Origin of the sequence: Escherichia sp. E1V33 (assembly GCF_004211955.1) — a bacterium.
In the GTDB taxonomy this organism is placed as follows: Bacteria; Pseudomonadota; Gammaproteobacteria; order Enterobacterales; family Enterobacteriaceae; genus Escherichia.
Window position 1 is genome coordinate 205,282 of record NZ_RHJI01000021.1, and the last position, 22,256, is coordinate 227,537.

At 50.7% G+C, this 22,256-nt stretch carries 26 protein-coding genes; 8 read left to right on the top strand and 18 right to left on the bottom strand.

The window, feature by feature from the left end; translation table 11 throughout:
• Window positions 1–53 precede the first annotated feature (53 nt).
• Window positions 54–689 carry a phosphatidylglycerophosphatase C gene (gene yfhb / locus D9742_RS19445; protein WP_130222054.1) on the bottom strand — a complete coding sequence of 212 codons (636 nt, stop codon included), beginning with the start codon at window positions 687–689 and terminating at the stop codon, window positions 54–56.
• Window positions 690–896: 207 nt separating this feature from the next.
• On the opposite strand from yfhb, the gene D9742_RS19450 reads away from it, so the two are divergent.
• On the top strand, window positions 897–1,745 hold the full coding sequence (locus tag D9742_RS19450) for a MurR/RpiR family transcriptional regulator (RefSeq protein WP_130207550.1): 849 nt from the start codon (window positions 897–899) through the stop codon (window positions 1,743–1,745).
• A 55-nt stretch (window positions 1,746–1,800) separates the two neighbouring features.
• The gene (gene yfhL / locus D9742_RS19455; protein WP_001196294.1) at window positions 1,801–2,061 is read left to right on the top strand and encodes a 4Fe-4S dicluster ferredoxin YfhL; all 261 of its coding nucleotides are present in this window, start codon (window positions 1,801–1,803) and stop codon (window positions 2,059–2,061) included.
• Window positions 2,062–2,254: 193 nt separating this feature from the next.
• On the opposite strand, the gene shoB is transcribed toward yfhL, so the two are convergent.
• From shoB to rseD, 13 genes are all read right to left on the bottom strand, one after another.
• Window positions 2,255–2,335, bottom strand: coding sequence for a type I toxin-antitoxin system toxin ShoB (gene shoB / locus D9742_RS19460; protein ID WP_000128773.1), 81 nt, complete (start codon window positions 2,333–2,335; stop codon window positions 2,255–2,257).
• Between the two features lie 420 nt (window positions 2,336–2,755).
• The gene (gene acpS, locus D9742_RS19465; RefSeq protein WP_130237945.1) at window positions 2,756–3,136 is read right to left on the bottom strand and encodes a holo-ACP synthase; all 381 of its coding nucleotides are present in this window, start codon (window positions 3,134–3,136) and stop codon (window positions 2,756–2,758) included.
• On the bottom strand, window positions 3,136–3,867 hold the full coding sequence (gene pdxJ, locus D9742_RS19470; RefSeq protein ID WP_064526152.1) for a pyridoxine 5'-phosphate synthase: 732 nt from the start codon (window positions 3,865–3,867) through the stop codon (window positions 3,136–3,138). The genes acpS and pdxJ overlap by 1 nt, the downstream gene beginning before the upstream one ends.
• A gap of 11 nt (window positions 3,868–3,878) precedes the next feature.
• Window positions 3,879–4,607 carry a DNA repair protein RecO gene (recO, locus tag D9742_RS19475; RefSeq protein WP_130237946.1) on the bottom strand — a complete coding sequence of 243 codons (729 nt, stop codon included), beginning with the start codon at window positions 4,605–4,607 and terminating at the stop codon, window positions 3,879–3,881.
• A gap of 11 nt (window positions 4,608–4,618) precedes the next feature.
• On the bottom strand, window positions 4,619–5,524 hold the full coding sequence (gene era, locus D9742_RS19480) for a GTPase Era (RefSeq protein WP_000020737.1): 906 nt from the start codon (window positions 5,522–5,524) through the stop codon (window positions 4,619–4,621).
• Window positions 5,521–6,201 carry a ribonuclease III gene (rnc, locus tag D9742_RS19485; protein WP_001068343.1) on the bottom strand — a complete coding sequence of 227 codons (681 nt, stop codon included), beginning with the start codon at window positions 6,199–6,201 and terminating at the stop codon, window positions 5,521–5,523. Before rnc ends, era begins: the two co-directional genes overlap by 4 nt.
• 272 nt (window positions 6,202–6,473) lie before the next feature.
• Window positions 6,474–7,448, bottom strand: a complete 975-nt coding sequence (gene lepB, locus D9742_RS19490; protein WP_000002532.1) for a signal peptidase I — start codon at window positions 7,446–7,448, stop codon at window positions 6,474–6,476.
• Window positions 7,449–7,463: 15 nt separating this feature from the next.
• The gene (gene lepA / locus D9742_RS19495; protein WP_000790173.1) at window positions 7,464–9,263 is read right to left on the bottom strand and encodes a translation elongation factor 4; all 1,800 of its coding nucleotides are present in this window, start codon (window positions 9,261–9,263) and stop codon (window positions 7,464–7,466) included.
• A gap of 197 nt (window positions 9,264–9,460) precedes the next feature.
• Window positions 9,461–9,940: a SoxR-reducing system protein RseC gene (gene rseC, locus D9742_RS19500; protein ID WP_130237947.1), complete on the bottom strand. Its 480-nt coding sequence runs from the start codon at window positions 9,938–9,940 to the stop codon at window positions 9,461–9,463.
• Complete coding sequence (gene rseB, locus D9742_RS19505) at window positions 9,937–10,893, bottom strand: sigma-E factor regulatory protein RseB (protein ID WP_000812050.1); 957 nt, start codon at window positions 10,891–10,893, stop codon at window positions 9,937–9,939. The genes rseC and rseB overlap by 4 nt, the downstream gene beginning before the upstream one ends.
• On the bottom strand, window positions 10,893–11,543 hold the full coding sequence (gene rseA / locus D9742_RS19510) for an anti-sigma-E factor RseA (RefSeq protein WP_130237948.1): 651 nt from the start codon (window positions 11,541–11,543) through the stop codon (window positions 10,893–10,895). Before rseA ends, rseB begins: the two co-directional genes overlap by 1 nt.
• Window positions 11,544–11,575: 32 nt before the next feature.
• Entirely contained in the window at window positions 11,576–12,151 is a 576-nt protein-coding gene (gene rpoE / locus D9742_RS19515; RefSeq protein ID WP_001295364.1) for an RNA polymerase sigma factor RpoE, read from the bottom strand.
• Window positions 12,148–12,303 (bottom strand): rpoE leader peptide RseD, encoded by a 156-nt coding sequence (rseD, locus tag D9742_RS19520; RefSeq protein ID WP_064526141.1) that lies wholly within the window; start codon window positions 12,301–12,303, stop codon window positions 12,148–12,150. The genes rpoE and rseD overlap by 4 nt, the downstream gene beginning before the upstream one ends.
• 255 nt (window positions 12,304–12,558) lie before the next feature.
• Between rseD and nadB the strand changes: the two genes are divergently transcribed.
• Entirely contained in the window at window positions 12,559–14,181 is a 1,623-nt protein-coding gene (nadB, locus tag D9742_RS19525; RefSeq protein ID WP_130237949.1) for an L-aspartate oxidase, read from the top strand.
• On the opposite strand, the gene trmN is transcribed toward nadB, so the two are convergent.
• Window positions 14,166–14,903: a tRNA(1)(Val) (adenine(37)-N(6))-methyltransferase TrmN gene (gene trmN, locus D9742_RS19530; protein WP_130237950.1), complete on the bottom strand. Its 738-nt coding sequence runs from the start codon at window positions 14,901–14,903 to the stop codon at window positions 14,166–14,168. The two genes, nadB and trmN, sit on opposite strands and share 16 nt — an antisense overlap.
• A gap of 131 nt (window positions 14,904–15,034) precedes the next feature.
• Between trmN and srmB the strand changes: the two genes are divergently transcribed.
• Window positions 15,035–16,369 carry an ATP-dependent RNA helicase SrmB gene (gene srmB / locus D9742_RS19535; RefSeq protein ID WP_000219199.1) on the top strand — a complete coding sequence of 445 codons (1,335 nt, stop codon included), beginning with the start codon at window positions 15,035–15,037 and terminating at the stop codon, window positions 16,367–16,369.
• 384 nt (window positions 16,370–16,753) lie between these two features.
• On the opposite strand, the gene D9742_RS19540 is transcribed toward srmB, so the two are convergent.
• Entirely contained in the window at window positions 16,754–17,635 is an 882-nt protein-coding gene (locus D9742_RS19540) for a LysR family transcriptional regulator (protein WP_130237951.1), read from the bottom strand.
• A gap of 102 nt (window positions 17,636–17,737) precedes the next feature.
• On the opposite strand from D9742_RS19540, the gene eamB reads away from it, so the two are divergent.
• Complete coding sequence (gene eamB / locus D9742_RS19545) at window positions 17,738–18,325, top strand: cysteine/O-acetylserine transporter (RefSeq protein ID WP_130237952.1); 588 nt, start codon at window positions 17,738–17,740, stop codon at window positions 18,323–18,325.
• A gap of 54 nt (window positions 18,326–18,379) precedes the next feature.
• Here eamB and grcA read toward each other — a convergent pair whose 3' ends face one another.
• The gene (grcA, locus tag D9742_RS19550) at window positions 18,380–18,763 is read right to left on the bottom strand and encodes an autonomous glycyl radical cofactor GrcA (RefSeq protein ID WP_000627804.1); all 384 of its coding nucleotides are present in this window, start codon (window positions 18,761–18,763) and stop codon (window positions 18,380–18,382) included.
• 305 nt (window positions 18,764–19,068) lie between these two features.
• On the opposite strand from grcA, the gene ung reads away from it, so the two are divergent.
• Window positions 19,069–19,758 (top strand): uracil-DNA glycosylase, encoded by a 690-nt coding sequence (gene ung / locus D9742_RS19555; protein ID WP_130237953.1) that lies wholly within the window; start codon window positions 19,069–19,071, stop codon window positions 19,756–19,758.
• 52 nt (window positions 19,759–19,810) lie between these two features.
• On the opposite strand, the gene D9742_RS19560 is transcribed toward ung, so the two are convergent.
• A complete protein-coding gene (locus D9742_RS19560) occupies window positions 19,811–20,848 on the bottom strand; it encodes a tRNA/rRNA methyltransferase (RefSeq protein ID WP_130237954.1) in 1,038 nt (345 codons plus the stop codon).
• Window positions 20,849–21,054: 206 nt separating this feature from the next.
• Here D9742_RS19560 and trxC point away from each other — a divergent pair, with 206 nt between their 5' ends.
• The gene (gene trxC / locus D9742_RS19565) at window positions 21,055–21,474 is read left to right on the top strand and encodes a thioredoxin TrxC (RefSeq protein WP_001098726.1); all 420 of its coding nucleotides are present in this window, start codon (window positions 21,055–21,057) and stop codon (window positions 21,472–21,474) included.
• 70 nt (window positions 21,475–21,544) lie between these two features.
• Window positions 21,545–22,243, top strand: coding sequence for a tRNA-uridine aminocarboxypropyltransferase (gene tapT, locus D9742_RS19570; RefSeq protein ID WP_130237955.1), 699 nt, complete (start codon window positions 21,545–21,547; stop codon window positions 22,241–22,243).
• The last annotated feature ends 13 nt before the right edge of the window (window positions 22,244–22,256 follow it).

The following is a 22,256-nucleotide window of genomic DNA, read 5'->3' on the forward strand; positions in this document are numbered from 1 at the left end:
AAAACTCCGGTTATAAAAGCGCGGCGCATTATACACGGACGCTATGCTTTACTCTATTCCAGTTGCTGGAGTTCGCCGCGCGGAGTTACGCGCCAACGGTGCTGACAAAAATAGAGCAGCGGGTTGTCCTGATTACTGTCGCTGTAACCACTGTACAACCGCAGTGGCGTGCCGATTTTGCGTTCCAGTTGCGCGACCTTCTCATGCCCGAGGCAACGCATTGTCAACACCCAGCCACCATAGCCTCGCTGGATTTGGCTGGCGATAAGATTAACCCGTGGCAGCCAGGGCGTATCAAAATAAACCGCCTCAACCAGCGGCTGTGGGGAACCGGTAATCAACCAGATATCAGCATCGGAACTTAACAAGTAGGTAGTCAGGCGCTCTTGCACCAGCGGGAAGGCAGTAACATTGTCGCGAAACCAGTGCACAAAATCGGCTTGCAATGCCTGTAAACGCGCTTCGCTGTGACCAAAAGTACATCCCCACAATAGCAGGCTCATCGGCCAGCGCGCAGCTCGGCCCTTTATCAATAATGCCATGGCAATAACCGGCAATAGCGGCAGGACAAGCAGTGTATTCAGCGGTTGGCGACGCAGTAAGTAGCGCAGAAAACTACCGAACATATCCTGTTGATGCAATGTTCCATCTAAGTCAAAAAACACCACACGACGCTCGTGAGTTGCCAAACCATACTCCTCTGGACTGAAACATCCTGATTAATCATCGCTACTACATAGCCTAACAGATAGATCATCACTTTTCCGGCAACAATCTACCGTATAATGCTGAATGGAATTTTTAATTCATAGATCTTACAAGCTATGGAATATAATATTCACTCGCTTGTGTCTCATATTGCCTGTTGTCGCCATTATTTCATCGCGAGGAAAGATATGAACGGCTTACTTCGTATTCGTCAGCGTTACCAGCAGCTTGCCCAGAGTGATAAAAAACTGGCGGACTATCTCCTGCTACAACCTGATACGGCGCGCCATTTAAGTTCCCAGCAATTGGCCAACGAAGCCGGAGTCAGTCAATCAAGCGTAGTGAAATTCGCACAAAAACTCGGCTATAAAGGTTTTCCTGCCTTAAAACTCGCGTTAAGCGAAGCTCTGGCGAGCCAGCCGGAATCCCCTTCTGTCCCCATTCATAACCAAATTCGCGGTGATGATCCGCTGCGACTGGTGGGTGAAAAGCTCATAAAAGAAAACACGGCTGCCATGTATGCGACGCTGAACGTTAACAGTGAAGAGAAATTGCATGAATGCGTGGTGATGTTGCGTTCTGCTCGGCGGATTATTTTGACTGGCATTGGCGCTTCGGGTCTGGTAGCACAAAACTTTGCCTGGAAACTGATGAAAATTGGTTTCAATGCTGCCGCAGAACGCGATATGCATGCGTTGCTCGCTACTGTACAGGCATCTTCACCGGACGATCTGTTATTAGCCATCTCTTACACTGGTGTACGACGTGAGTTGAATCTCGCGGCGGATGAGATGCTGCGCGTGGGTGGAAAGGTGCTGGCAATTACCGGTTTCACGCCGAATGCTCTGCAACAACGAGCATCCCATTGCCTGTATACTATTGCCGAAGAACAGGCGACGAATAGTGCGTCGATCTCCGCTTGTCACGCTCAGGGAATGCTTACAGATTTGCTGTTCATTGCGCTAATCCAGCAGGATCTCGAACTGGCCCCTGAGCGCATTCGTCACAGCGAGGCACTGGTGAAAAAACTGGTTTGAGTAAAGAATGCGCGTATAATGCCCGCCCGGTTTGTGTTGTTTTGAGAGTTTCCTTATGGCGCTGTTAATCACTAAAAAATGCATCAATTGTGATATGTGTGAACCTGAATGCCCAAATGAGGCTATTTCAATGGGTGAACATATCTACGAGATTAATAGCGATAAGTGTACCGAATGCGTAGGTCACTACGAGACGCCTACCTGCCAGAAGGTGTGTCCGATCCCTAATACCATTGTGAAAGATCCGGCGCATGTCGAGACAGAAGAACAGTTGTGGGATAAATTTGTGCTGATGCACCACGCGGATAAAATTTAATATTCTGCTCCTGAAGTAGAGTATTAATTATTTTTAGGGAAACCTTAACGCTATTATATTTATTTAATTGATGATTATTAGCACAAACATTCACTAAGTTAATTTATATAGTATCTGCCCAGACACTTATTTATAGTTATTAAAGGTGCGTCCGACTGGTTCACCGGACGCACCTTAAGTACGTTTCCTTGTGTTATAAGAACAGAAGGATCAGCTGTAAAACAGCAATGATGATTTTGATGGCCCGTTTAATAAGGTATCGGCAATCAGTCATTCGTTTTTCCTTAAACAAGGAATGCAGCCGTTCAGATTAGCCCTTACATCTCCCCAAAACTGAACGTGCGAGTTATTGAGGGTGCATGCTGCACTCCACACCAGAGCTTTGACGACACCACTCGTTTCAATGGGGGAATTCAGTGGCATGGTGTAAAGCACAGCAAAATCTTCAATAACGAAGCCAATTTTAATGTACTTACGAATTGGTGGTCACGTTAATATTTCCATCAACATCGCTTTCTTCGTTAAGGCTCGAATTTTTATGCTAAAGATTGCAAGTTGCTTGTAAAAGATAACCACACTGATCCATAATCGCTGTTGTTGAGGGTGCATGCTGCACAAAATTAAAGTTGTAAAGTAAAACCCCCGTTCCTTACCAGTTCGGGGGTTTTACTTTTTAAAGAGAACGGTATTATTTTTAACTTTCAATAATTACCGTGGCACAAGCATAGTGGCGTTCATCTGCCAGCGTCACATGCATATGGGCGACGCCCAACTTTTCCGCCAGTTTTAACGCCTCGCCCCATAACCGCAACCGTGGCTTGCCGAGCTCGTCGTTAAACACCTCAAACTGATTAAATGCCAGGCCGTTACGGATCCCGGTGCCAAACGCTTTTGCCGCCGCTTCTTTCACAGCAAAACGCTTCGCCAGAAAACGCACTGGCTGGTGGTGCGTTTTCCAGATTTTCCATTCGTTATCGCTTAATACGCGGCGTGCCAGGCGCTCACCGGATCGGGCGATCACCGCTTCTATGCGAGCGATCTCCACGATATCCGTGCCTAAACCTAATATTGCCATTAGCCACGCGCTTCCAGCATCAGGCGCTTCATTTCTGCCACCGCATCTTTCAGCCCGGTCATCACCGCACGGCCAATAATGGCATGACCGATATTCAGTTCATGCATCTCAGGGATGGCGGCAATGGCTTTCACGTTGTGATAGGTCAGACCGTGACCGGCGTTAACTTTCAGACCGAGACTTGCAGCAAAGGTCGCGGCTTTTGCAATGCGAGCCAACTCTTGCGCCTGTTCAGCTTCAGTTTTGGCATCGGCATAACAACCGGTGTGGATCTCGATAAACGGGGCGCCTACGTCTGCTGCAGCTTTGATTTGCTCTTCATCGGCATCAATGAAAAGAGAAACCTGAATCCCGGCATCTGCCAGACGTTTACAGGCATCGCGCATTTTGTCACGCTGACCGGCTACGTCCAGCCCACCTTCAGTTGTCACTTCCTGGCGCTTTTCCGGTACCAGGCAGCAAAAATGAGGCTTCGTCTCAACGGCGATCGCCAGCATTTCTTCGGTCACTGCCATTTCCAGATTCATGCGGGTATCCAGCGTCTGACGCAGGATGCGCACATCGCGGTCAGTAATGTGGCGGCGATCTTCACGTAAATGCACGGTAATGCCGTCTGCTCCCGCTTGCTCAGCAATAAACGCGGCCTGCACCGGATCCGGGTAAGCAGTACCGCGTGCGTTACGCAGCGTTGCAATATGGTCAATGTTGACGCCCAACAGTAATTCAGCCATGACAATCCTCATCAGTCATTATGTGTTTGCACTGTTCGCTTAGGTATAAACTGCCGGAACAGTTCCCTGCTCTTTAAAGGTTTACCGCCAAGATACGGCTTAAGCGCCATGCGGGTAAAGCGTTTCGCGGCACGCAATGTGTCTGCATCAGGAAATTCCCGCACGTGTAACGCTTTCAACTGCCTTCCGGTGAAGGTTTTATTGTCGATAACTACACTGGCGATAAAACCTTTTTCTTCGCGATAACGATACGTCATGGTGTCATCCACCGGTTCGCCGCTACCTGCACAATGGGTAAAATTGACGCCATAACCCAGATGCCCGAGCAATGCCAGCTCAAAGCGGCGCAACGCGGGTTCCGGTGTGCCTGTGGCTCCAGCCAGAGACTGGATGCAGTGCAAGTAATCGAAAAAGAGTTCCGAGAAGCGCGTCTCGTATTCCAGCACGCGGGAGAGAAGTTCGTTGATGTACAGACCGCTGTAAAGCGTGATACCGCTTAATGGCAGCGCCAATGAGACAGCTTCAGCACTGCGCAGCGTTTTAACTTCGCCACGCCCGCCGAAACGTAGCAAGAGAGGGGTGAAAGGCTGTAATGCACCTTTCAGAGTAGAGCGTTTAGAGCGTGCGCCTTTGGCAACCAGACGCACGCGACCCGATTCCTCCGTGAAGACGTCCAGCATCAGGCTGGTTTCGCTCCATGGGCGACTATGCAGGACAAATGCGCGCTGCCAGCCTTCCATCGGAGTTACTCTTAAAGATCGTCAACATAACCGAGACTGCGCAGTGCGCGTTCGTCGTCGGCCCAACCGGATTTCACTTTTACCCACAGCTCAAGGTGAACAGGCGCTTCGAACATTTCCTGCATGTCTTTACGCGCTTCAATCCCGATGGTTTTGATCTTGGCCCCTTTGTTGCCAATGACCATCTTCTTCTGCCCTTCACGCTCAACGAGAATCAAACCGTTGATGTCATAACCGCCGCGTTCGTTAGAGACGAAACGCTCGATCTCCACGGTCACGGAGTACGGCAGTTCAGCGCCGAGGAAACGCATCAGTTTTTCGCGGATGATTTCAGACGCCATAAAACGCTGTGAGCGATCGGTGATGTAATCTTCCGGGAAGTGATGCGTCGCTTCCGGCAGGTGTTTGCGCACGATTGCCGCGATAGTGTCAACGTTAAGTCCGGTTTCGGCGGAGATTGGCACGATATCGAGGAAATTCATCTGGCTTGCAAGGAACTGCAGGTGCGGCAGCAGATCGGCTTTCTCCTGAACGTTGTCCACTTTGTTCACCGCGAGGATCACCGGCGCTTTGCCATCACGCAGCTTGTTGAGCACCATTTCATCGTCCGGCGTCCAACGGGTGCCTTCAACGACAAAAATCACCAGTTCAACGTCACCAATGGAGCTGCTCGCCGCTTTGTTCATCAGGCGGTTAATAGCGCGCTTCTCTTCCATATGCAGGCCCGGGGTATCGACGTAGATCGCCTGATACGCGCCTTCAGTATGGATACCCACAATGCGGTGACGAGTTGTCTGCGCTTTACGGGAAGTGATGGAAATTTTCTGCCCCAACAGTTTGTTCAGCAGCGTGGATTTGCCAACGTTCGGACGTCCGACGATGGCAATAAATCCGCAGTAACTTTTATCGATGCTCATTCCAGCTCCAGTTTTTTCAACGCCTGTTCGGCGGCAGCCTGCTCAGCCTTACGACGGCTTGAACCTGTGCCAACCACCGGTTCACTCAGGCCGCTGACCTGGCAGTGGATTGTAAATTCCTGATCGTGCGCTTCGCCACGGACCTGGACTACCAGATAAGTCGGCAGCGGCAGATGGCGACCCTGCAAATATTCTTGCAAGCGCGTTTTCGGATCTTTTTGTTTATCGCCTGGGCTAATTTCGTCCAGACGAGTTTGATACCAGTTGAGGATTAACTTCTCGACGGTTTGAATATCACTGTCGAGGAATACGCCGCCAATTAATGCTTCGACGGTGTCGGCGAGGATTGACTCGCGACGAAATCCACCGCTTTTAAGTTCACCCGGTCCTAAACGCAAGCACTCGCCTAACTCAAATTCACGTGCCAGTTCTGCCAGCGTATTGCCACGAACCAGCGTAGCACGCATCCGGCTCATATCACCTTCATCCACACGCGGGAAACGGTGATACAGCGCATTGGCGATAACGTAGCTCAAGATTGAGTCGCCTAAAAATTCTAAACGCTCGTTATGTTTGCTGCTGGCGCTGCGGTGAGTTAATGCCTGCTGCAGCAGTTCCTGATGATTAAAAGTGTAGCCCAGCTTCCGTTGAAGCCGATTAATTACGATGGGGTTCATGCGATACCAATAAATAAATGCGTCAACAATTCAGCACACGAAACAGACCTGATACACATAGGCTCAGTTAACCGCTTTGTTGCGGATTCATTAAGCCATATATGGAAACCAACGCTGTTTCGTGTGCCGTGGCAACCAGAAGGCGCCAACCTTAAACTTCGGGGGAATATTCTATACACAACGATAAGGGATGTCGTTAGCCTGGGGAGATTTATCTCATAAATAATTCACGTTGCCGCCAGAATGACGACAACGTGAACGAGAAGCAGCAATTAATGGATGCCGCCAATGCGACTTAAGCGCACACCTGTCGGCCATTCACCTTCTTGCTTATCGAAACTCATCCAGATAGCTGTTGCACGACCTACCAGATTCGCTTCCGGCACAAAGCCCCAGTAACGGCTGTCCGCGCTGTTATCGCGGTTGTCACCCATCATGAAGTATTGGCCCGGCGGGACAATCCAGGTTGCCAGTTGTTGTCCTGGCTGCTGGTAATACATCCCTACCTGATCCTGGGCGATTGGCACAGTCAGGATGCGATGCGTTACATCGCCCAGTGTCTCTTTACGTTCGGAAAGACGAATACCATTTTCTTTAGTTTCGTTTTTCGGCACTTCAAAGAACCCACTGGTCGCTTCCCCGCCGTTACGGCGTGAGAAGGTCTGAACGAAATCGCTCGGTTCAACGTTGGAATAAGTTACCGGTAGCGCGTTTTCACACGCCTGACCGGAACTGCATCCTGGTTGAATGGTCACTTCTTTCGCGACCGGATCATAAGTGACTTTATCGCCCGGTAAACCTACCGCTCGCTTGATGTAATCAAGCTTCGGATCTTCCGGGTATTTGAAGACCACGATATCGCCACGTTTCGGATGACCGGTTTCGATCAATGTTTTCTGGTAAATAGGATCTTTAATGCCGTAAGCAAATTTCTCTACCAGTATGAAGTCACCGATTAACAGAGTCGGCATCATCGAACCTGACGGGATCTGGAACGGTTCATAAATAAATGAACGCACAATCAATACGATAGCCAGCACCGGAAATACAGAAGCCCCGGTTTCCAGCCAGCCTGGCTTCGGCGCAACCTTTTTCAGCGTTGCTTTATCCAGTGAATCCCCGGCAGCCGCTTGCGCCGCTGCCTGACGTTCCCGTCGTTTAGGTGCGAAAAAGAATTTATCCACGCACCATAAAATGCCCGTCACCAGTGTGGCAATCACCAGAATCAGGGCAAACATATTCGCCATGCCAACTCCTAAGGGTTATTTGTTGTCTTTGCCGACGTGCAGAATGGCAAGGAACGCTTCCTGCGGCAGCTCGACGTTACCGATCTGCTTCATACGTTTCTTACCTTCTTTCTGCTTCTGCAGCAGCTTTTTCTTACGGCTGATATCACCACCATAGCATTTAGCCAGTACGTTTTTACGCAACTGCTTCACGGTGGAACGCGCAATGATGTGCGTACCAATCGCTGCCTGAATAGCAATATCAAACTGCTGGCGTGGGATCAGATCTTTCATCTTTTCCACCAGCTCGCGACCACGGTTTTGCGAATTATCACGGTGGGTGATCAATGCCAACGCATCAACACGTTCACCGTTGATTAAGACGTCAACACGCACCATGTCAGAAGCCTGGAAGCGTTTGAAGTTGTAATCCAAAGACGCATAGCCACGCGAGGTTGATTTCAGTCGGTCGAAGAAATCAAGCACCACTTCCGCCATCGGGATCTCGTACGTCAATGCTACCTGGTTTCCGTGATAGACCATGTTGGTCTGCACGCCGCGTTTTTCCACGCACAGGGTAATGACGTTACCGAGATACGCTTGCGGCAGCAGCATGTGACACTCAGCAATCGGCTCGCGCAGTTCGTAGATGTTATTTACCGCTGGCAGCTTGGATGGACTGTCGACGTAGATAACTTCTTTTGCCGTAGTTTCAACTTCATACACTACTGTTGGTGCTGTGGTAATCAGGTCCAGATCGTATTCACGTTCCAGACGTTCCTGAATGATCTCCATGTGCAGCAGGCCAAGGAAGCCGCAGCGGAAACCAAAGCCCAGCGCCGTAGAGCTTTCTGGCTCATAGAACAGTGAGGCGTCGTTCAGGCTGAGTTTGCCCAGCGCGTCACGGAAGGCTTCATAGTCGTCGGAACTTACCGGGAACAAGCCCGCGTAAACCTGCGGTTTAACTTTCTTAAACCCAGGCAATGCTTTTTCTGCCGGATTACGCGCCAGCGTTAAGGTATCGCCTACCGGTGCACCGTGGATATCTTTAATCGCACATACCAACCAGCCTACTTCGCCACATTTCAATTCAGTGCGGTCAACCTGCTTCGGCGTGAAGATGCCCAGGCGGTCGGCGTTATAGGTCTGCCCGGTGCTCATAACTTTCACCTTGTCGCCCTTACGCAGGGTGCCGTTTTTAATACGGATAAGTGAAACTACGCCCAGGTAGTTATCGAACCAGGAGTCGATAATCAGCGCCTGTAACGGACCTTCTGGATCGCCTTCCGGCGGTGGAATGTCGCGCACCAGACGTTCGAGAACGTCCTGCACGCCAACGCCGGTTTTCGCTGAACAGCGCACTGCGTCGGTGGCGTCGATGCCAACAATATCTTCAATTTCTTCCGCCACGCGTTCAGGATCGGCTGCCGGTAAGTCAATCTTGTTCAGTACCGGCACTACTTCGAGATCCATCTCCATGGCGGTGTAGCAGTTCGCCAGAGTTTGCGCTTCCACGCCCTGCCCGGCATCGACCACCAGCAATGCGCCTTCGCAGGCGGCCAGCGAACGGGAAACTTCATAGGAGAAGTCAACGTGGCCTGGAGTGTCGATAAAGTTAAGCTGATAGGTTTCGCCGTCAGACGCTTTGTAGTCCAGCGTCACGCTCTGCGCTTTGATGGTAATGCCACGCTCACGCTCAAGATCCATGGAATCGAGAACCTGCGCCTCCATTTCACGGTCAGACAGGCCACCGCAGATCTGGATAATACGGTCAGACAGCGTCGATTTACCGTGGTCAATGTGAGCTATGATCGAAAAGTTACGTATATTCTTCATAAAGTATGATTATTGTGCCTTAGCGCCCGGTTAACCAGGCTTTTAGAAGTCGCTGTTCTGAGCTTAACGTCTGTATTAATAGAAACGCCGCATTCTACACTACAACATTGAGGCGAGGAAATGTTCATACCGTATGGATTGTGGTATCTGGAAACGTCCTCGCATTTGTTATGCAAAATGCAACAAAGCCAGTGAAATCACTGGCTCGCGTCTTCCGAAGATGTTTCAAACCGCACAAGGCCTGGCGACAATGCCACGCTTAAAATGATCGGTTGCCATTCAGCTCGGGCAGCAAACTTTCGCGAGTAGCCGCGCGCAATCAGGAATCCACCAACGCCACCAAGAATTGCGCCGCATAACGCCGCGATGTCTGAAGCAAAGAGTAGCTGAAATAACGAAGCAACAAGGAATAATCCCACCAGCGGCGACATATAAACCAGTAATGCGGAGCTAAGCAGGCTACCTTCAGCGATTCCTAATTCGACTTTTTGCCCCGGCACTAACGGTTCATCACAGGCTACGACGATGGTATGTGTGGTTTGCGGACCAAGTTTATTCAACACGCGACTGCCGCAGCCTGCGCGGGAAGCGCAGCTGCTGCATGAGGTTTTAACATCACAACTGACCAGCGCCTGGCCGTTTTGCCAGGAGACGACGGTAGCCCACTCTTTGATCATTGCGCTGCCCCGAACTTAATGTTCTCGGCAATGCGTTTCGCCGTTTGCGGCGGTAGTTCACCAACAATAGTGATTTCGGCGTTGTCACGTATGCTGGTGCTGACTGTTCGACGTCCGGTTCGCAACATCTGATCGGTGCTCGACGGCGTCGCGCGGTTAACGTTTACCGAGAAGCTGAACAACCCGTCAGAATAGAGACGCGATTCGATGGGCATATTGTCCATCGTGGGCAACGGGCGCCGGCTACTGGAGACTTCGCTAAAACCCTGTGGCAACCAGGTTGGCGTCCAGCTGAATTTGGCTTTTTCACCTACAGGAACAGAAAGCAGCGGCGGCAAATTTGCCTTCGCCAGCGTCTGCATACTGCTGCTGATATCCTGATTGACGTTAAAAGCAATCACGCGAAATTGTTCCAGCGTTTCACCATCGCGATCAAGGAGATCAACCCGCATCGGTAACTTCGATTCGGTGTCCATCCACACAATGTAGCTGTAGCGAGTGCCATCACGAGCAACTACGCGAATGACTTCACAAAGACGATCAGCAATACGCGTGCGTCCCACGGAGATGAAGTCGTAGTAAGGAGAAAGGCGTTTGAAATCGGTATAAATGAGCGATGGCAGAGAATCAACAATGTAATCACCATTAAGAGTAAACGGTTCAAGGCCCGGCTCAAAGTAGCTGATTTCATTGCCGCGCTGTACCACTTCCCGGCGCGGGCCATCCATTTGCAACAACTGTGCAAGCGGACGGTTATCGAGGCGTGCATGTCGATAACGCAGAGACTCAACACCTTGTTTATTGATGCTGATGAATGACAGCTCGTAATTCAGTGACTGGCTAGCCAGGTTCATCTGCTGTAATAACGCCCCGGACGCGGGAGTGGCCGAGGCGTTAGCAGAGAATAACAGGCTACCTGTCACTAATGACATGGCAAACCAAAGTTGCTTCATTACTGCGATTGCGTTCCTAAAGTTTGAATTCCTGGCACCTGTACAGCGGCTTGCTGTGTTTGTGCCTGCTCAAACTGAAGCTGTTCGGAGTGGAGTCGACGTTGCAGTTCGTAATCCTGCAACATAGCATTAATGCGACGACGCTGCTCCTGTACCTGTTGCTGTTGACCATTGTTTGCGGTCGCTTCAGAAGGTACTCCCAGACTTACCGGACTGGCTTTACCCATCATCGGCAGAGTATTAAATACCGGTGTTTCGGGCTGCTGGGACGTTTCAGATTGTCCATTATAGTGCTGGACGCCAACGATAACTGCAAGCGATACGCATGCTGCTACGCCCATTTGGGTAATCTGTGCCGCCCATGGACGTACTTTCTGCCAGAATGGCATTTTCTGCCATTGATGCGGCGCAGGCTGGGCCTCTGGGATCAATGTCGTCGGTTGACGAACTGGCTCTTCTTCAATGGCGGCCATCACACGTGATGAGATATCGAAATGAAGCAACTCAGGAGTATCACCCCGCATAGAGTCACGGATTAAGTGATAGCTTTCCCAGGTTTTCTGCATTTCTGGGTTGTGAGCCAGTTCGTTAAGCAGCTCACTATCCAGCGTTTCGCCATCCATTAAAGCGGAAAGTTGTTCTTTCTGCATGCCTAATACCCTTATCCAGTATCCCGCTATCGTCAACGCCTGATAAGCGGTTGAACTTTATTATCAATAGCTTCCCTCGCTCGGAAGATACGTGAACGCACCGTACCTACCGGACAATCCATGATAGCGGCTATCTCTTCATAGCTCAGGCCATCCAGCTCCCGCAAGGTTATTGCCATGCGTAAATCTTCCGGGAGGGACTCAATAGTTCGGAAAACTATCTGTCTCAGTTCTTCTGACAACATTAAGTTCTCAGGGTTCGAAATTTCTTTCAGCGCGCCGCCACTTTCGAAGTTTTCAGCTTCAATGGCATCCACATCACTGGAAGGTGGACGACGTCCCTGAGCAACCAGGTAATTTTTCGCTGTATTTACAGCGATCCGATACAGCCATGTATAAAAAGCACTATCTCCCCGGAACGAATCCAGCGCACGATAGGCTTTAATAAAAGCTTCTTGTACCACATCGGGAACATCACCCGACGGCACATAGCGGGAAACCAGGCTCGCCACTTTATGCTGATAGCGCACTACCAGTAAGTTAAAAGCTTTCTGATCTCCCTTCTGGACCCGTTCAACCAGGACCTGGTCCGTTAACTGCTCGCTCATCCGAGGTAAAGTCTCCCCAAACCAAATTTCCACGCGCTATCGAAACGCCACTCCATTAGCTGCAATTTGAGCAAGCAAAAGGTTAGAGTGTCTCTTTTTTGTAAAGTTCCGTAACGCATCTGTTTTTGTTTGTCATGCTGTAGACGGATCATTATCTATCATTATAAGTCTACAGAATCTGAACATCGCATTATCTGTGTAGAAATGCCCATTTAACTGCCTGAAGAGTACCCCAACGGCCTTTTTATTTCACCACCTAATCCTCCGCCAGCAAGCAACTTCTCTTTTTTCCACCACCCAGGATCTCCCTGTTTAGCCATTGTAACAAATATTAAAATAGCAGGTGTTTAATTACACAACGTGATGCTATGCTGACCAAACTGTGTTTAGTAAATTAAACAAACAAAATGAATACTCTTCCTGAACATTATTGCGATGTGTTGATTATCGGTAGCGGCGCAGCCGGGCTTTCACTGGCACTACGTCTGGCTGACCAGCATCAGGTCATCGTTCTTAGCAAAGGCCCGGTAACGGAAGGCTCAACATTTTATGCCCAGGGCGGAATCGCCGCCGTATTTGATGAAACTGACAGCATAGACTCGCATGTGGAAGACACATTAATTGCTGGCGCCGGCATTTGCGATCGCCATGCGGTTGAGTTTGTCGCCAGCAACGCGCGTTCCTGCGTGCAATGGCTAATCGATCAGGGAGTGTTGTTTGACACCCACATTCAGCCAAATGGCGAAGAAAGCTATCATCTGACCCGTGAAGGTGGGCATAGTCACCGTCGTATTCTTCATGCTGCCGACGCCACCGGTAGAGAAGTAGAAACCACGCTGGTGAGCAAGGCGCAGAACCATCCGAATATTCGTGTGCTGGAACGCAGCAATGCGGTTGATCTGATTGTTTCTGATAAGATTGGTCTGCCTGGAACGCGACGGGTTGTTGGCGCGTGGGTGTGGAACCGTAATAAAGAAACAGTGGAAACTTGCCACGCTAAAGCGGTAGTGCTGGCAACTGGCGGTGCGTCGAAAGTTTATCAGTACACCACCAATCCAGATATTTCCTCTGGTGATGGTATTGCCATGGCCTGGCGTGCTGGTTGCCGGGTCGCCAATCTCGAATTTAATCAGTTTCACCCTACCGCGCTGTACCATCCACAGGCACGGAATTTCCTGTTAACGGAAGCCTTACGCGGCGAAGGCGCTTATTTGAAACGTCCGGATGGCACTCGTTTTATGCCTGATTTTGATGTGCGCGGCGAACTGGCCCCGCGCGATATTGTCGCCCGCGCCATTGACCATGAGATGAAACGCCTCGGCGCGGATTGTATGTTCCTCGATATCAGCCATAAGCCCGCCGATTTTATTCACCAGCATTTCCCAATGATCTACGAAAAGCTGCTCGGGCTGGGGCTTGATCTCACACAAGAACCGGTGCCGATTGTGCCTGCTGCGCACTATACCTGCGGCGGTGTAATGGTTGACGTTCATGGACGTACGGACGTCGAGGGCTTGTATGCCATTGGCGAAGTGAGTTATACCGGCTTACACGGCGCTAACCGCATGGCCTCTAACTCCTTGCTGGAGTGTCTGGTCTATGGCTGGTCGGCGGCGGAAGATATTACAAAACGTATGCCTTATGCGCACGGCGTCAATACGTTACCGCCGTGGGATGAAAGCCGTGTTGAGAATCCTGACGAACTGGTGGTGATTCAACATAACTGGCATGAGTTACGCCTGTTTATGTGGGATTACGTCGGCATTGTGCGCACAACAAAACGTCTTGAGCGCGCACTGCGGCGTATCAATATGTTGCAACAGGAAATAGACGAATATTACGCCCACTTCCGCGTGTCGAATAATTTGCTGGAGCTGCGTAATCTGGTGCAGGTTGCCGAGTTAATTGTTCGCTGTGCAATGATGCGTAAGGAGAGTCGGGGGTTGCATTTCACGCTGGATTATCCGGAACTGCTCACGCATTCCGGTCCGTCGATCCTTTCCCCCGTCAATCATTACATAAACAGATAAAAAGCTTGGGTCAGCGCAGTGTACGCTTCGGAATAGTTCTGGTCTGGCCCACGAATCACTAAGCGATCGCAAAAGCACTCCCCTGCCAGTGGGGAGAATGCCAGCAGCACCCGATGCGGCAATCGCGCTTCGTTTTCTGCCACATCCGTTCGCAAACGTAAATGCCACCCCATGCTTAATGCCAGCTCAGTAAAACTATTACCGATTTGCTCTGGCAGCACCACGCAGAAAAATCCCTCTTCGGTAATGCACTCTGCCGCGCAAGTCAGCAAGGATTGATGATCCAGCGTGGTGGTATAACGCGCCTGTTCCCGCTGCGGTGTCGCACACTCCACTCCCTGCTCATAATAGGGCGGGTTGCTGATGATTAAATCGAAGCGTGCTGTCTGCTGTGTTACCCACTGCTGAATATCCGCCGTATGGACGTTAATCCGCTCTGCCCACGGGGACTGGGCAATATTTTCCTGCGCCTGGGCAGCCGCTTCGTTTTCAAGCTCGACCGCATCAATCATCACACTGTCATCGGTTCGTTGCGCCAGCATCAGTGCCAACAACCCGCTACCAGTGCCGATATCAAGGCAGCGTTTTACCTCTGCCACCGGAGCCCATGCGCCAAGTAAAATTCCATCCGTTCCCACTTTCATCGCACATCGTTCGTGACCGACAAAAAACTGTTTAAAAGTAAATCCATTACGACGAAGCACGGATGTAGACTGTGACATGTAAATCAAACCTTGCTGGAAAAACGGCGATAGCACCGGGTAAGAACAATACCTGAGAAGCGATATCCATACAAACAGATGAAGATTGCAGCCGTAACGTCTATAATCAGCGCCCCACACAGAGGTAGAACATGACTGTAACGACTTTTTCCGAACTTGAACTCGACGAAAGCCTGCTGGAAGCCCTCCAGGATAAAGGTTTCACTCGCCCGACCGCCATTCAGGCTGCCGCCATTCCGCCTGCGCTCGATGGCCGTGATGTACTCGGTTCTGCGCCGACAGGCACCGGTAAAACGGCGGCGTATCTGCTGCCAGCGTTGCAGCACCTGCTCGATTTCCCGCGTAAGAAATCCGGTCCGCCGCGTATTTTGATCCTTACCCCAACTCGCGAGCTGGCGATGCAGGTGGCCGATCATGCCCGCGAACTGGCGAAACATACGCATCTGGATATCGCCACCATCACCGGCGGCGTAGCCTATATGAACCACGCGGAAGTGTTCAGCGAAAACCAGGATATCGTGGTCGCCACGACCGGACGTCTGCTGCAATACATAAAAGAAGAGAACTTCGATTGCCGCGCGGTTGAAACGCTGATCCTCGACGAAGCAGACCGTATGCTGGATATGGGCTTCGCTCAGGATATCGAACAAATTGCTGGCGAAACGCGCTGGCGTAAACAGACCCTGCTTTTCTCCGCAACGCTGGAAGGCGATGCGATTCAGGATTTTGCCGAGCGTCTGCTGGAAGATCCGGTGGAAGTTTCTGCTAATCCTTCCACTCGTGAGCGCAAAAAGATCCATCAGTGGTATTACCGCGCCGATGATCTTGAGCATAAAACCGCGTTGCTGGTGCACCTGTTAAAACAGCCTGAGGCGACTCGCTCAATCGTGTTTGTGCGTAAGCGTGAGCGTGTGCATGAGCTGGCAAACTGGCTACGCGAAGCGGGCATCAACAACTGCTATCTCGAAGGTGAGATGGTACAAGGCAAGCGTAACGAAGCGATTAAGCGTCTGACCGAAGGTCGCGTTAACGTACTGGTTGCCACCGATGTTGCTGCACGCGGTATCGATATTCCTGACGTCAGCCACGTCTTTAACTTCGATATGCCGCGCAGTGGCGATACTTATTTGCACCGTATCGGACGTACCGCGCGCGCCGGTCGTAAAGGAACCGCGATTTCGCTGGTGGAAGCCCATGACCATCTGCTGCTGGGCAAGGTTGGCCGTTACATTGAAGAGCCGATTAAAGCTCGCGTAATTGATGAGTTACGCCCGAAAACGCGTGCGCCAAGCGAGAAGCAGACAGGCAAGCCATCTAAGAAAGTACTGGCAAAACGCGCCGAGAAGAAAAAGGCTAAAGAGAAAGAGAAGCCGCGGGTGAAAAAACGCCATCGCGATACCAAAAATATTGGTAAGCGCCGCAAACCAAGCGGAACAGGCGTACCGCCGCAAACGACAGAAGAGTAATCATAATGCCGGGTTTAAGCCCGGCATTAAAAGTGCTGGCAAACGCAAAACTGCCTGATGCGCTACGCTTATCAGGCCTACGCGGCTCATGCAATATATTGAATTTTCACGATCTTGAAGGCTGGATAAGGCGTTTACGCCGCATCCGGCATGAACAAAGCGCACTTTGTCGACAAGTTGAATGCCGGGTTTAAGCCCGGCATTGAAAGTACTGGCAAACGTAAAACTGCCTGATGCGCTACGCTTATCAGGCCTACGCGGCTCATGCAATATATTGAATTTGCACGATCTTGTAGGCTGGATAAGGCGTTTACGCCGCATCCGGCATGAACAAAGCGCACTTTGTCGACAAGTTGAATGCCGGGTTTAAGCCCGGCATTGTTTTTATCCAGCCACAAAACACTCTTCAACACACTGAATAAAAGTGTGCATCGCTGGGCTAACCGCTTTTCCAGCATGGTGTGCGCACATTGCTGTAATGGTCTGCGGTTGTTCGCCAAAGGGCAATTCAATTAATTCACCGCTTTCAAGCTCTTTTGCCACCGCAAAACGTGGCAAGTAGCTGACACCGATATTTGCCGCAACACAACGCTTGATACTTTCAATGCTAATTAGCTCAATGGTGCTTTCCACTGTGATCCGCCGCTGGCGCAGCGTGCTTTCAAAGATCTGCCGGAAGACGCATTGCGGCTCATTGATGATAAAACTGCAGGCGTTATGCCTGCCAGGCTGCGTAAAATCGACATCTGCAATTTGCGGTGACGCCACCAGCACCAGCGATTGTTCACCCAATTCTCGTCGGTTTAGGGCATCATCATTCCCTACGCGATAAAAAACACCGACATCGGCCTCATCATTCAGTAGCGCATCACGGATCACGTAACAGTTCAGAGACTGCAACGATAAACGCACTTTTGGGGCGCGTTGCCGAAAACGCTGCAACACCTGCGGCATTCGGTAAGAGAGCAACGTTTCGCCCGAAACAACGCGTAGTTCCCCGTCCGGATCCGACTCCTTTTTGGCAGCCTCACGAAGGGTATCCATCACTCTGGTGAGTTCATAAATGTGCGGCAGCAGCTTTTTACCTTCGCGAGTGAGGCACATCCGTCGGCCAATTTTCTCAAATAACCGGACTGAGAACTCCTGCTCAAGCTGCTGAATATGAAAGGTAACCGTCGACTGTGTGCAGCACAATTTTTGCGAAGCACGCAAAAAGGTCCCCTCTTCCACCACGGTTTTAAGCGTAATAAAACGGCGCAGATCCATAATCCCAAACCTATCGAAAATATCGAATTTAGAATGTGAAAACATTCATTTTTTTAAATGTTCTGTGTCGGGTACTGTCTACCAAAACAGAGGAGATAACAAGTGACACCGACCCTTTTAAGTGCTTTTTGGACCTACACCCTGATTACCGCCCTCACGCCAGGACCAAACAATATTCTCGCCCTTAGTTCTGCCACGTCGCATGGGTTTCGTCAGAGTACCCGCGTACTGGCGGGAATGAGTCTGGGATTTTTAATCGTCATGCTGCTGTGTGCGGGAATTTCGTTTTCACTGGCTGTTATCGACCCGGCAGCCGTACATCTGTTGAGTTGGGCGGGGGCGGCATATATTGTCTGGCTGGCGTGGAAAATCGCTACCAGTCCAACAAAGGAAGACGGGCTTCAGACAAAACCGATCAGTTTTTGGGCCAGCTTTGCTTTACAGTTTGTGAACGTCAAAATCATTTTGTACGGCGTTACGGCACTTTCGACGTTTGTCCTGCCGCAAACGCAGGCGTTAAGCTGGGTAGTTGGCGTCAGCGTTTTGCTGGCGATGATTGGGACGTTTGGTAATGTGTGCTGGGCGCTGGCGGGGCATCTGTTTCAGCGATTGTTTCGCCAGTATGGTCGCCAGTTAAATATCGTGCTCGCGCTGCTGCTGATCTATTGCGCGGTACGCATTTTCTATTAATGAAAAAAGCGGAAGAGGTCGCCCTCTTCCGCTTATTAACTTGCTACTTAAGCCTTACAGGCTTTCAGTAAAGGTACGAGCGATAACGTCGCGCTGCTGTTCCGGAGTCAGAGAGTTAAAGCGAACTGCATAACCGGATACACGGATGGTCAGCTGCGGATATTTTTCCGGATGCTTAACTGCATCTTCCAGAGTTTCACGACGCAGAACGTTTACGTTCAGGTGCTGACCACCTTCTACGCGAACTTCTGGTTTAACTTCTACTGGAACTTCACGGTACTCAATGTCACCCAGTTTGCTTACTGCAACCACTTCGTCTTCTGCAAAACCTGCTTTCGCAACGATGCAACGCGCTTCGCCTTTTTCGCTGTCCAGCAGCCAGAAAGAGTTCAGCAGATCGTCGTTAGCGGCTTTAGTAATCTGGATACCTGTAATCATGTGATGCCTCCCCGGCAAAATTTATTTGATTTGATCAGCCTGTCGCGGCCAATTGGTAAAACCATTGTTGCTTGAGTGTATATATACTCCTCAGAGCCCCCTGATTCTTTGATTTAAATCAACAAAAACCACACACCAAGTAAGGTCGCAAATGGATTTTATTGTTTTACATCAACTTATGCGGGTGTGAAATTTTACCAATTTACATTTTTTTTCACGTATTTTTGGCTAAAAAGCGAGCCTGGTTTTGTTCTGTAGAAAGAAGCAGTTAAGCTAGGCGGATTGAAGATTCGCAGGAGAGCGAGATGGCTAACGAATTAACCTGGCACGACGTGCTGGCTGAAGAGAAGCAGCAACCCTATTTTCTTAATACCCTTCAGACCGTCGCCAGCGAGCGGCAGTCGGGCATCACTATCTATCCGCCACAAAAAGATGTCTTTAATGCGTTCCGCTTTACAGAGTTGGGTGACGTTAAAGTGGTGATTCTCGGCCAGGATCCCTATCACGGACCGGGACAGGCACATGGTCTGGCGTTTTCCGTTCGCCCCGGAATTCCAACACCACCGTCACTACTGAATATGTATAAAGAGCTGGAAAATACTATTCCTGGCTTTACTCGCCCAACTCATGGCTATCTTGAAAGCTGGGCCCGTCAGGGCGTTCTGCTGCTCAATACTGTGTTGACGGTTCGCGCAGGTCAGGCGCATTCCCACGCCAGCCTCGGTTGGGAGACGTTTACGGATAAAGTCATCAGTCTGATTAATCAGCATCGCGAAGGTGTGGTGTTTTTGTTGTGGGGATCGCATGCACAAAAGAAAGGGGCGATTATAGATAAGCAACGCCATCACGTGCTGAAAGCACCGCATCCGTCACCGCTTTCTGCGCATCGTGGATTCTTTGGCTGTAATCATTTTGTGCTGGCAAATCAGTGGCTGGAACAACGTGGCGAGACGCCGATTGACTGGATGCCAGTATTACCGGCAGAGAGTGAATAAATTTGCAGGAAAACGCCGGATGGCAGAACTGCCACCCGGCTGATTTATCATATCAGGCTTTATTCTGACGCCACCATTCGCCAAGAAGAACGCCGGTTGCGACAGAGATATTCAGCCCGGCAACGTTGCCAGTACCGTCAATCTTCACGCGTAAATCGTTCGGATCGCGTGCGGCATCCGGTAACCCTTCATATTCCTGACCCAGCACAAGCACCATTTTTTCTGGCAGACTGGTTTTGAACAGCGGTTTACCTTGCTCGCTGGAAGTGGTCACCACGGTGTAGCCCGCCTGACGGAAATCATCCAGCACGTTAACAATGTTGTCGCCAGTAATCGGCTGAACATGTTCTGCGCCGCCTTCTGCGGTACGGATAGCCGCTCCCGATTCCAGCAACGCCGCATCCTGCACCACAACACCTTTCACGCCGAAGTGCGCGCAGCTGCGCATCATGCCGCCCAGGTTATGCGGATTAGATTCGTTTTCCAGCGCCAGTACACAATCCTGCGCGCCTGCCTGACTTACCCACTGCTGCACGGTTGTGCCGTTACGCTTTTTGATCAGGAAGCAAACGCCACCGTGATGTTCCGTGCCTGACGCCTTTGTCAGTTCGGCTTCATCCACCACATGGTACGCTTTGCGGTTTGCCGCCATCCAGCGCAAGGCTTCTTTAAAACGTGGCGTTACGCTCTGGATAAACCAGGCGCGAACAATCGCTTCCGGACGGCTCTGGAAAAGCGCCTGACATGCATTTTCGCCGTAGACGCGGGTTTCTTCCGCACGCTGACGACGCAACACTTCCGGATCAATAAAACTTTTACCACTAATGCCACCGTGATCGGCCTTTTCTGGCGTATCATCACCCGGCGCGCGGGAAACCGTGCGCCACGGCGAATCTTCCCACTTCCGGTCACGGGGCTGACTCTGTTTGTCATCGCGGGCGGGGCGACGGCCACCGTCAGCACGAGATTTTCCTGGACGCCCGCCCCCTTTCCCGGTTCGCGGGTTATGGGTACGTTTATCAGAATCATCATCACTGCGGACATACATCACTTTGACCTTGCCGCTTTTACCTTTCATTTCATCGTTCATGCTTTTCTCCACCAGCGCTGCGCGAAGCGCGCAGATTACCCGAAGTGAGCGCGGTTCGCCATGATTTCGTACCAAAGCCTGCGACTATCGTACCTATTGAATAAAACAGATTGTTGTCTGGAACAATGCCCCCGATAATATGTAACATATTAGAAACATACCGGCGTCGTTGCCGATAAGTCTCCTTACTCATCCCGAGGTTAGTTATGAATACCGTTTGTACCCATTGTCAGGCTATCAATCGCATTCCCGACGATCGGATCGAAGATGCGGCAAAATGCGGACGCTGCGGTCACGACTTGTTTGACGGAGAGGTGATTAATGCGACCGGTGAAACGCTCGACAAATTACTGAAAGACGATCTGCCTGTGGTGATCGACTTCTGGGCACCGTGGTGCGGCCCCTGCCGTAATTTCGCACCAATTTTTGAAGATGTCGCGCAAGAGCGTAGCGGTAAAGTGCGCTTTGTGAAAGTGAATACCGAGGCTGAACGTGAATTGAGCAGTCGCTTTGGAATTCGTAGCATACCGACGATCATGATTTTCAAAAACGGTCAGGTTGTCGACATGCTTAATGGCGCAGTACCGAAAGCGCCGTTCGACAGCTGGCTGAACGAATCGCTTTAACCTTGTCGGGGCACATCTTGTGCCCCGTTTCCTCCTCTGCGACAATGGCGTTTTTTCGACGCTCTCTCTCATGACCGAAAACGCTGTTCTCCAGTTACGCGCCGAGCGTATTGCGCGCGCAACGCGTCCTTTTCTTGCCCGTGGTAATCGCGTTCGTCGTTGCCAACGCTGTCTATTACCAGAGAAATTATGTCTCTGTTCAACGATCACGCCAGCGGAAGCAAAAAGTCGCTTCTGTTTGCTGATGTTCGACACCGAGCCAATGAAGCCCAGCAATACCGGGCGTTTGATTGCCGATATCTTGCCGAATACCGTTGCGTTTCAATGGTCACGTACTGAACCCTCGCAGGACTTGCTGGATCTGGTACAGAATCAGGAATATCAGCCAATGGTGGTTTTTCCCGCCTCGTATGCTGATGAGCAACGGGAAGTCATCGTCAGGCCGCCTTCCGGTAAGCCACCGCTATTTATTATGCTCGATGGCACCTGGCCGGAAGCTCGCAAGATGTTTCGTAAAAGTCCGTATCTGGATAATCTTCCCGTCATTTCCGTCGATCTTTCCCGCCTTTCTGCCTATCGCCTGCGTGAAGCCCAGGCTGAAGGCCAATATTGTACCGCTGAAGTAGCTATCGCACTTTTAGATATGGCGGGCGATACCGGAGCTGCGACTAGCTTAGGCGAGCATTTCACTCGCTTTAAAACACGCTATCTGGCAGGAAAAACGCAACATCTGGGTAGCATCACAGCAGAACAGTTAGAAAGCGTTTAAAATCATTCAGTCA

Coding starts and splice junctions, on each gene's coding strand:
- acpS (WP_130237945.1), bottom strand. CDS start 3,136: ATGGCAATATTAGGTTTAGGCACGGATATCGTGGAGATCGCTCGCATA.
- era (WP_000020737.1), bottom strand. CDS start 5,524: ATGAGCATCGATAAAAGTTACTGCGGATTTATTGCCATCGTCGGACGT.
- trxC (WP_001098726.1), top strand. CDS start 21,055: ATGAATACCGTTTGTACCCATTGTCAGGCTATCAATCGCATTCCCGAC.
- trmN (WP_130237950.1), bottom strand. CDS start 14,903: ATGTCACAGTCTACATCCGTGCTTCGTCGTAATGGATTTACTTTTAAA.
- grcA (WP_000627804.1), bottom strand. CDS start 18,763: ATGATTACAGGTATCCAGATTACTAAAGCCGCTAACGACGATCTGCTG.
- yfhL (WP_001196294.1), top strand. CDS start 1,801: ATGGCGCTGTTAATCACTAAAAAATGCATCAATTGTGATATGTGTGAA.
- lepB (WP_000002532.1), bottom strand. CDS start 7,448: ATGGCGAATATGTTTGCCCTGATTCTGGTGATTGCCACACTGGTGACG.
- recO (WP_130237946.1), bottom strand. CDS start 4,607: ATGGAAGGCTGGCAGCGCGCATTTGTCCTGCATAGTCGCCCATGGAGC.
- ung (WP_130237953.1), top strand. CDS start 19,069: ATGGCTAACGAATTAACCTGGCACGACGTGCTGGCTGAAGAGAAGCAG.
- rseA (WP_130237948.1), bottom strand. CDS start 11,543: ATGCAGAAAGAACAACTTTCCGCTTTAATGGATGGCGAAACGCTGGAT.
- rseD (WP_064526141.1), bottom strand. CDS start 12,303: ATGATCCGTCTACAGCATGACAAACAAAAACAGATGCGTTACGGAACT.
- D9742_RS19560 (WP_130237954.1), bottom strand. CDS start 20,848: ATGAACGATGAAATGAAAGGTAAAAGCGGCAAGGTCAAAGTGATGTAT.
- rpoE (WP_001295364.1), bottom strand. CDS start 12,151: ATGAGCGAGCAGTTAACGGACCAGGTCCTGGTTGAACGGGTCCAGAAG.
- D9742_RS19540 (WP_130237951.1), bottom strand. CDS start 17,635: ATGGATCTGCGCCGTTTTATTACGCTTAAAACCGTGGTGGAAGAGGGG.
- rseB (WP_000812050.1), bottom strand. CDS start 10,893: ATGAAGCAACTTTGGTTTGCCATGTCATTAGTGACAGGTAGCCTGTTA.
- lepA (WP_000790173.1), bottom strand. CDS start 9,263: ATGAAGAATATACGTAACTTTTCGATCATAGCTCACATTGACCACGGT.
- srmB (WP_000219199.1), top strand. CDS start 15,035: ATGACTGTAACGACTTTTTCCGAACTTGAACTCGACGAAAGCCTGCTG.
- tapT (WP_130237955.1), top strand. CDS start 21,545: ATGACCGAAAACGCTGTTCTCCAGTTACGCGCCGAGCGTATTGCGCGC.
- rnc (WP_001068343.1), bottom strand. CDS start 6,201: ATGAACCCCATCGTAATTAATCGGCTTCAACGGAAGCTGGGCTACACT.
- nadB (WP_130237949.1), top strand. CDS start 12,559: ATGAATACTCTTCCTGAACATTATTGCGATGTGTTGATTATCGGTAGC.
- rseC (WP_130237947.1), bottom strand. CDS start 9,940: ATGATCAAAGAGTGGGCTACCGTCGTCTCCTGGCAAAACGGCCAGGCG.
- shoB (WP_000128773.1), bottom strand. CDS start 2,335: ATGACTGATTGCCGATACCTTATTAAACGGGCCATCAAAATCATCATT.
- pdxJ (WP_064526152.1), bottom strand. CDS start 3,867: ATGGCTGAATTACTGTTGGGCGTCAACATTGACCATATTGCAACGCTG.
- D9742_RS19450 (WP_130207550.1), top strand. CDS start 897: ATGAACGGCTTACTTCGTATTCGTCAGCGTTACCAGCAGCTTGCCCAG.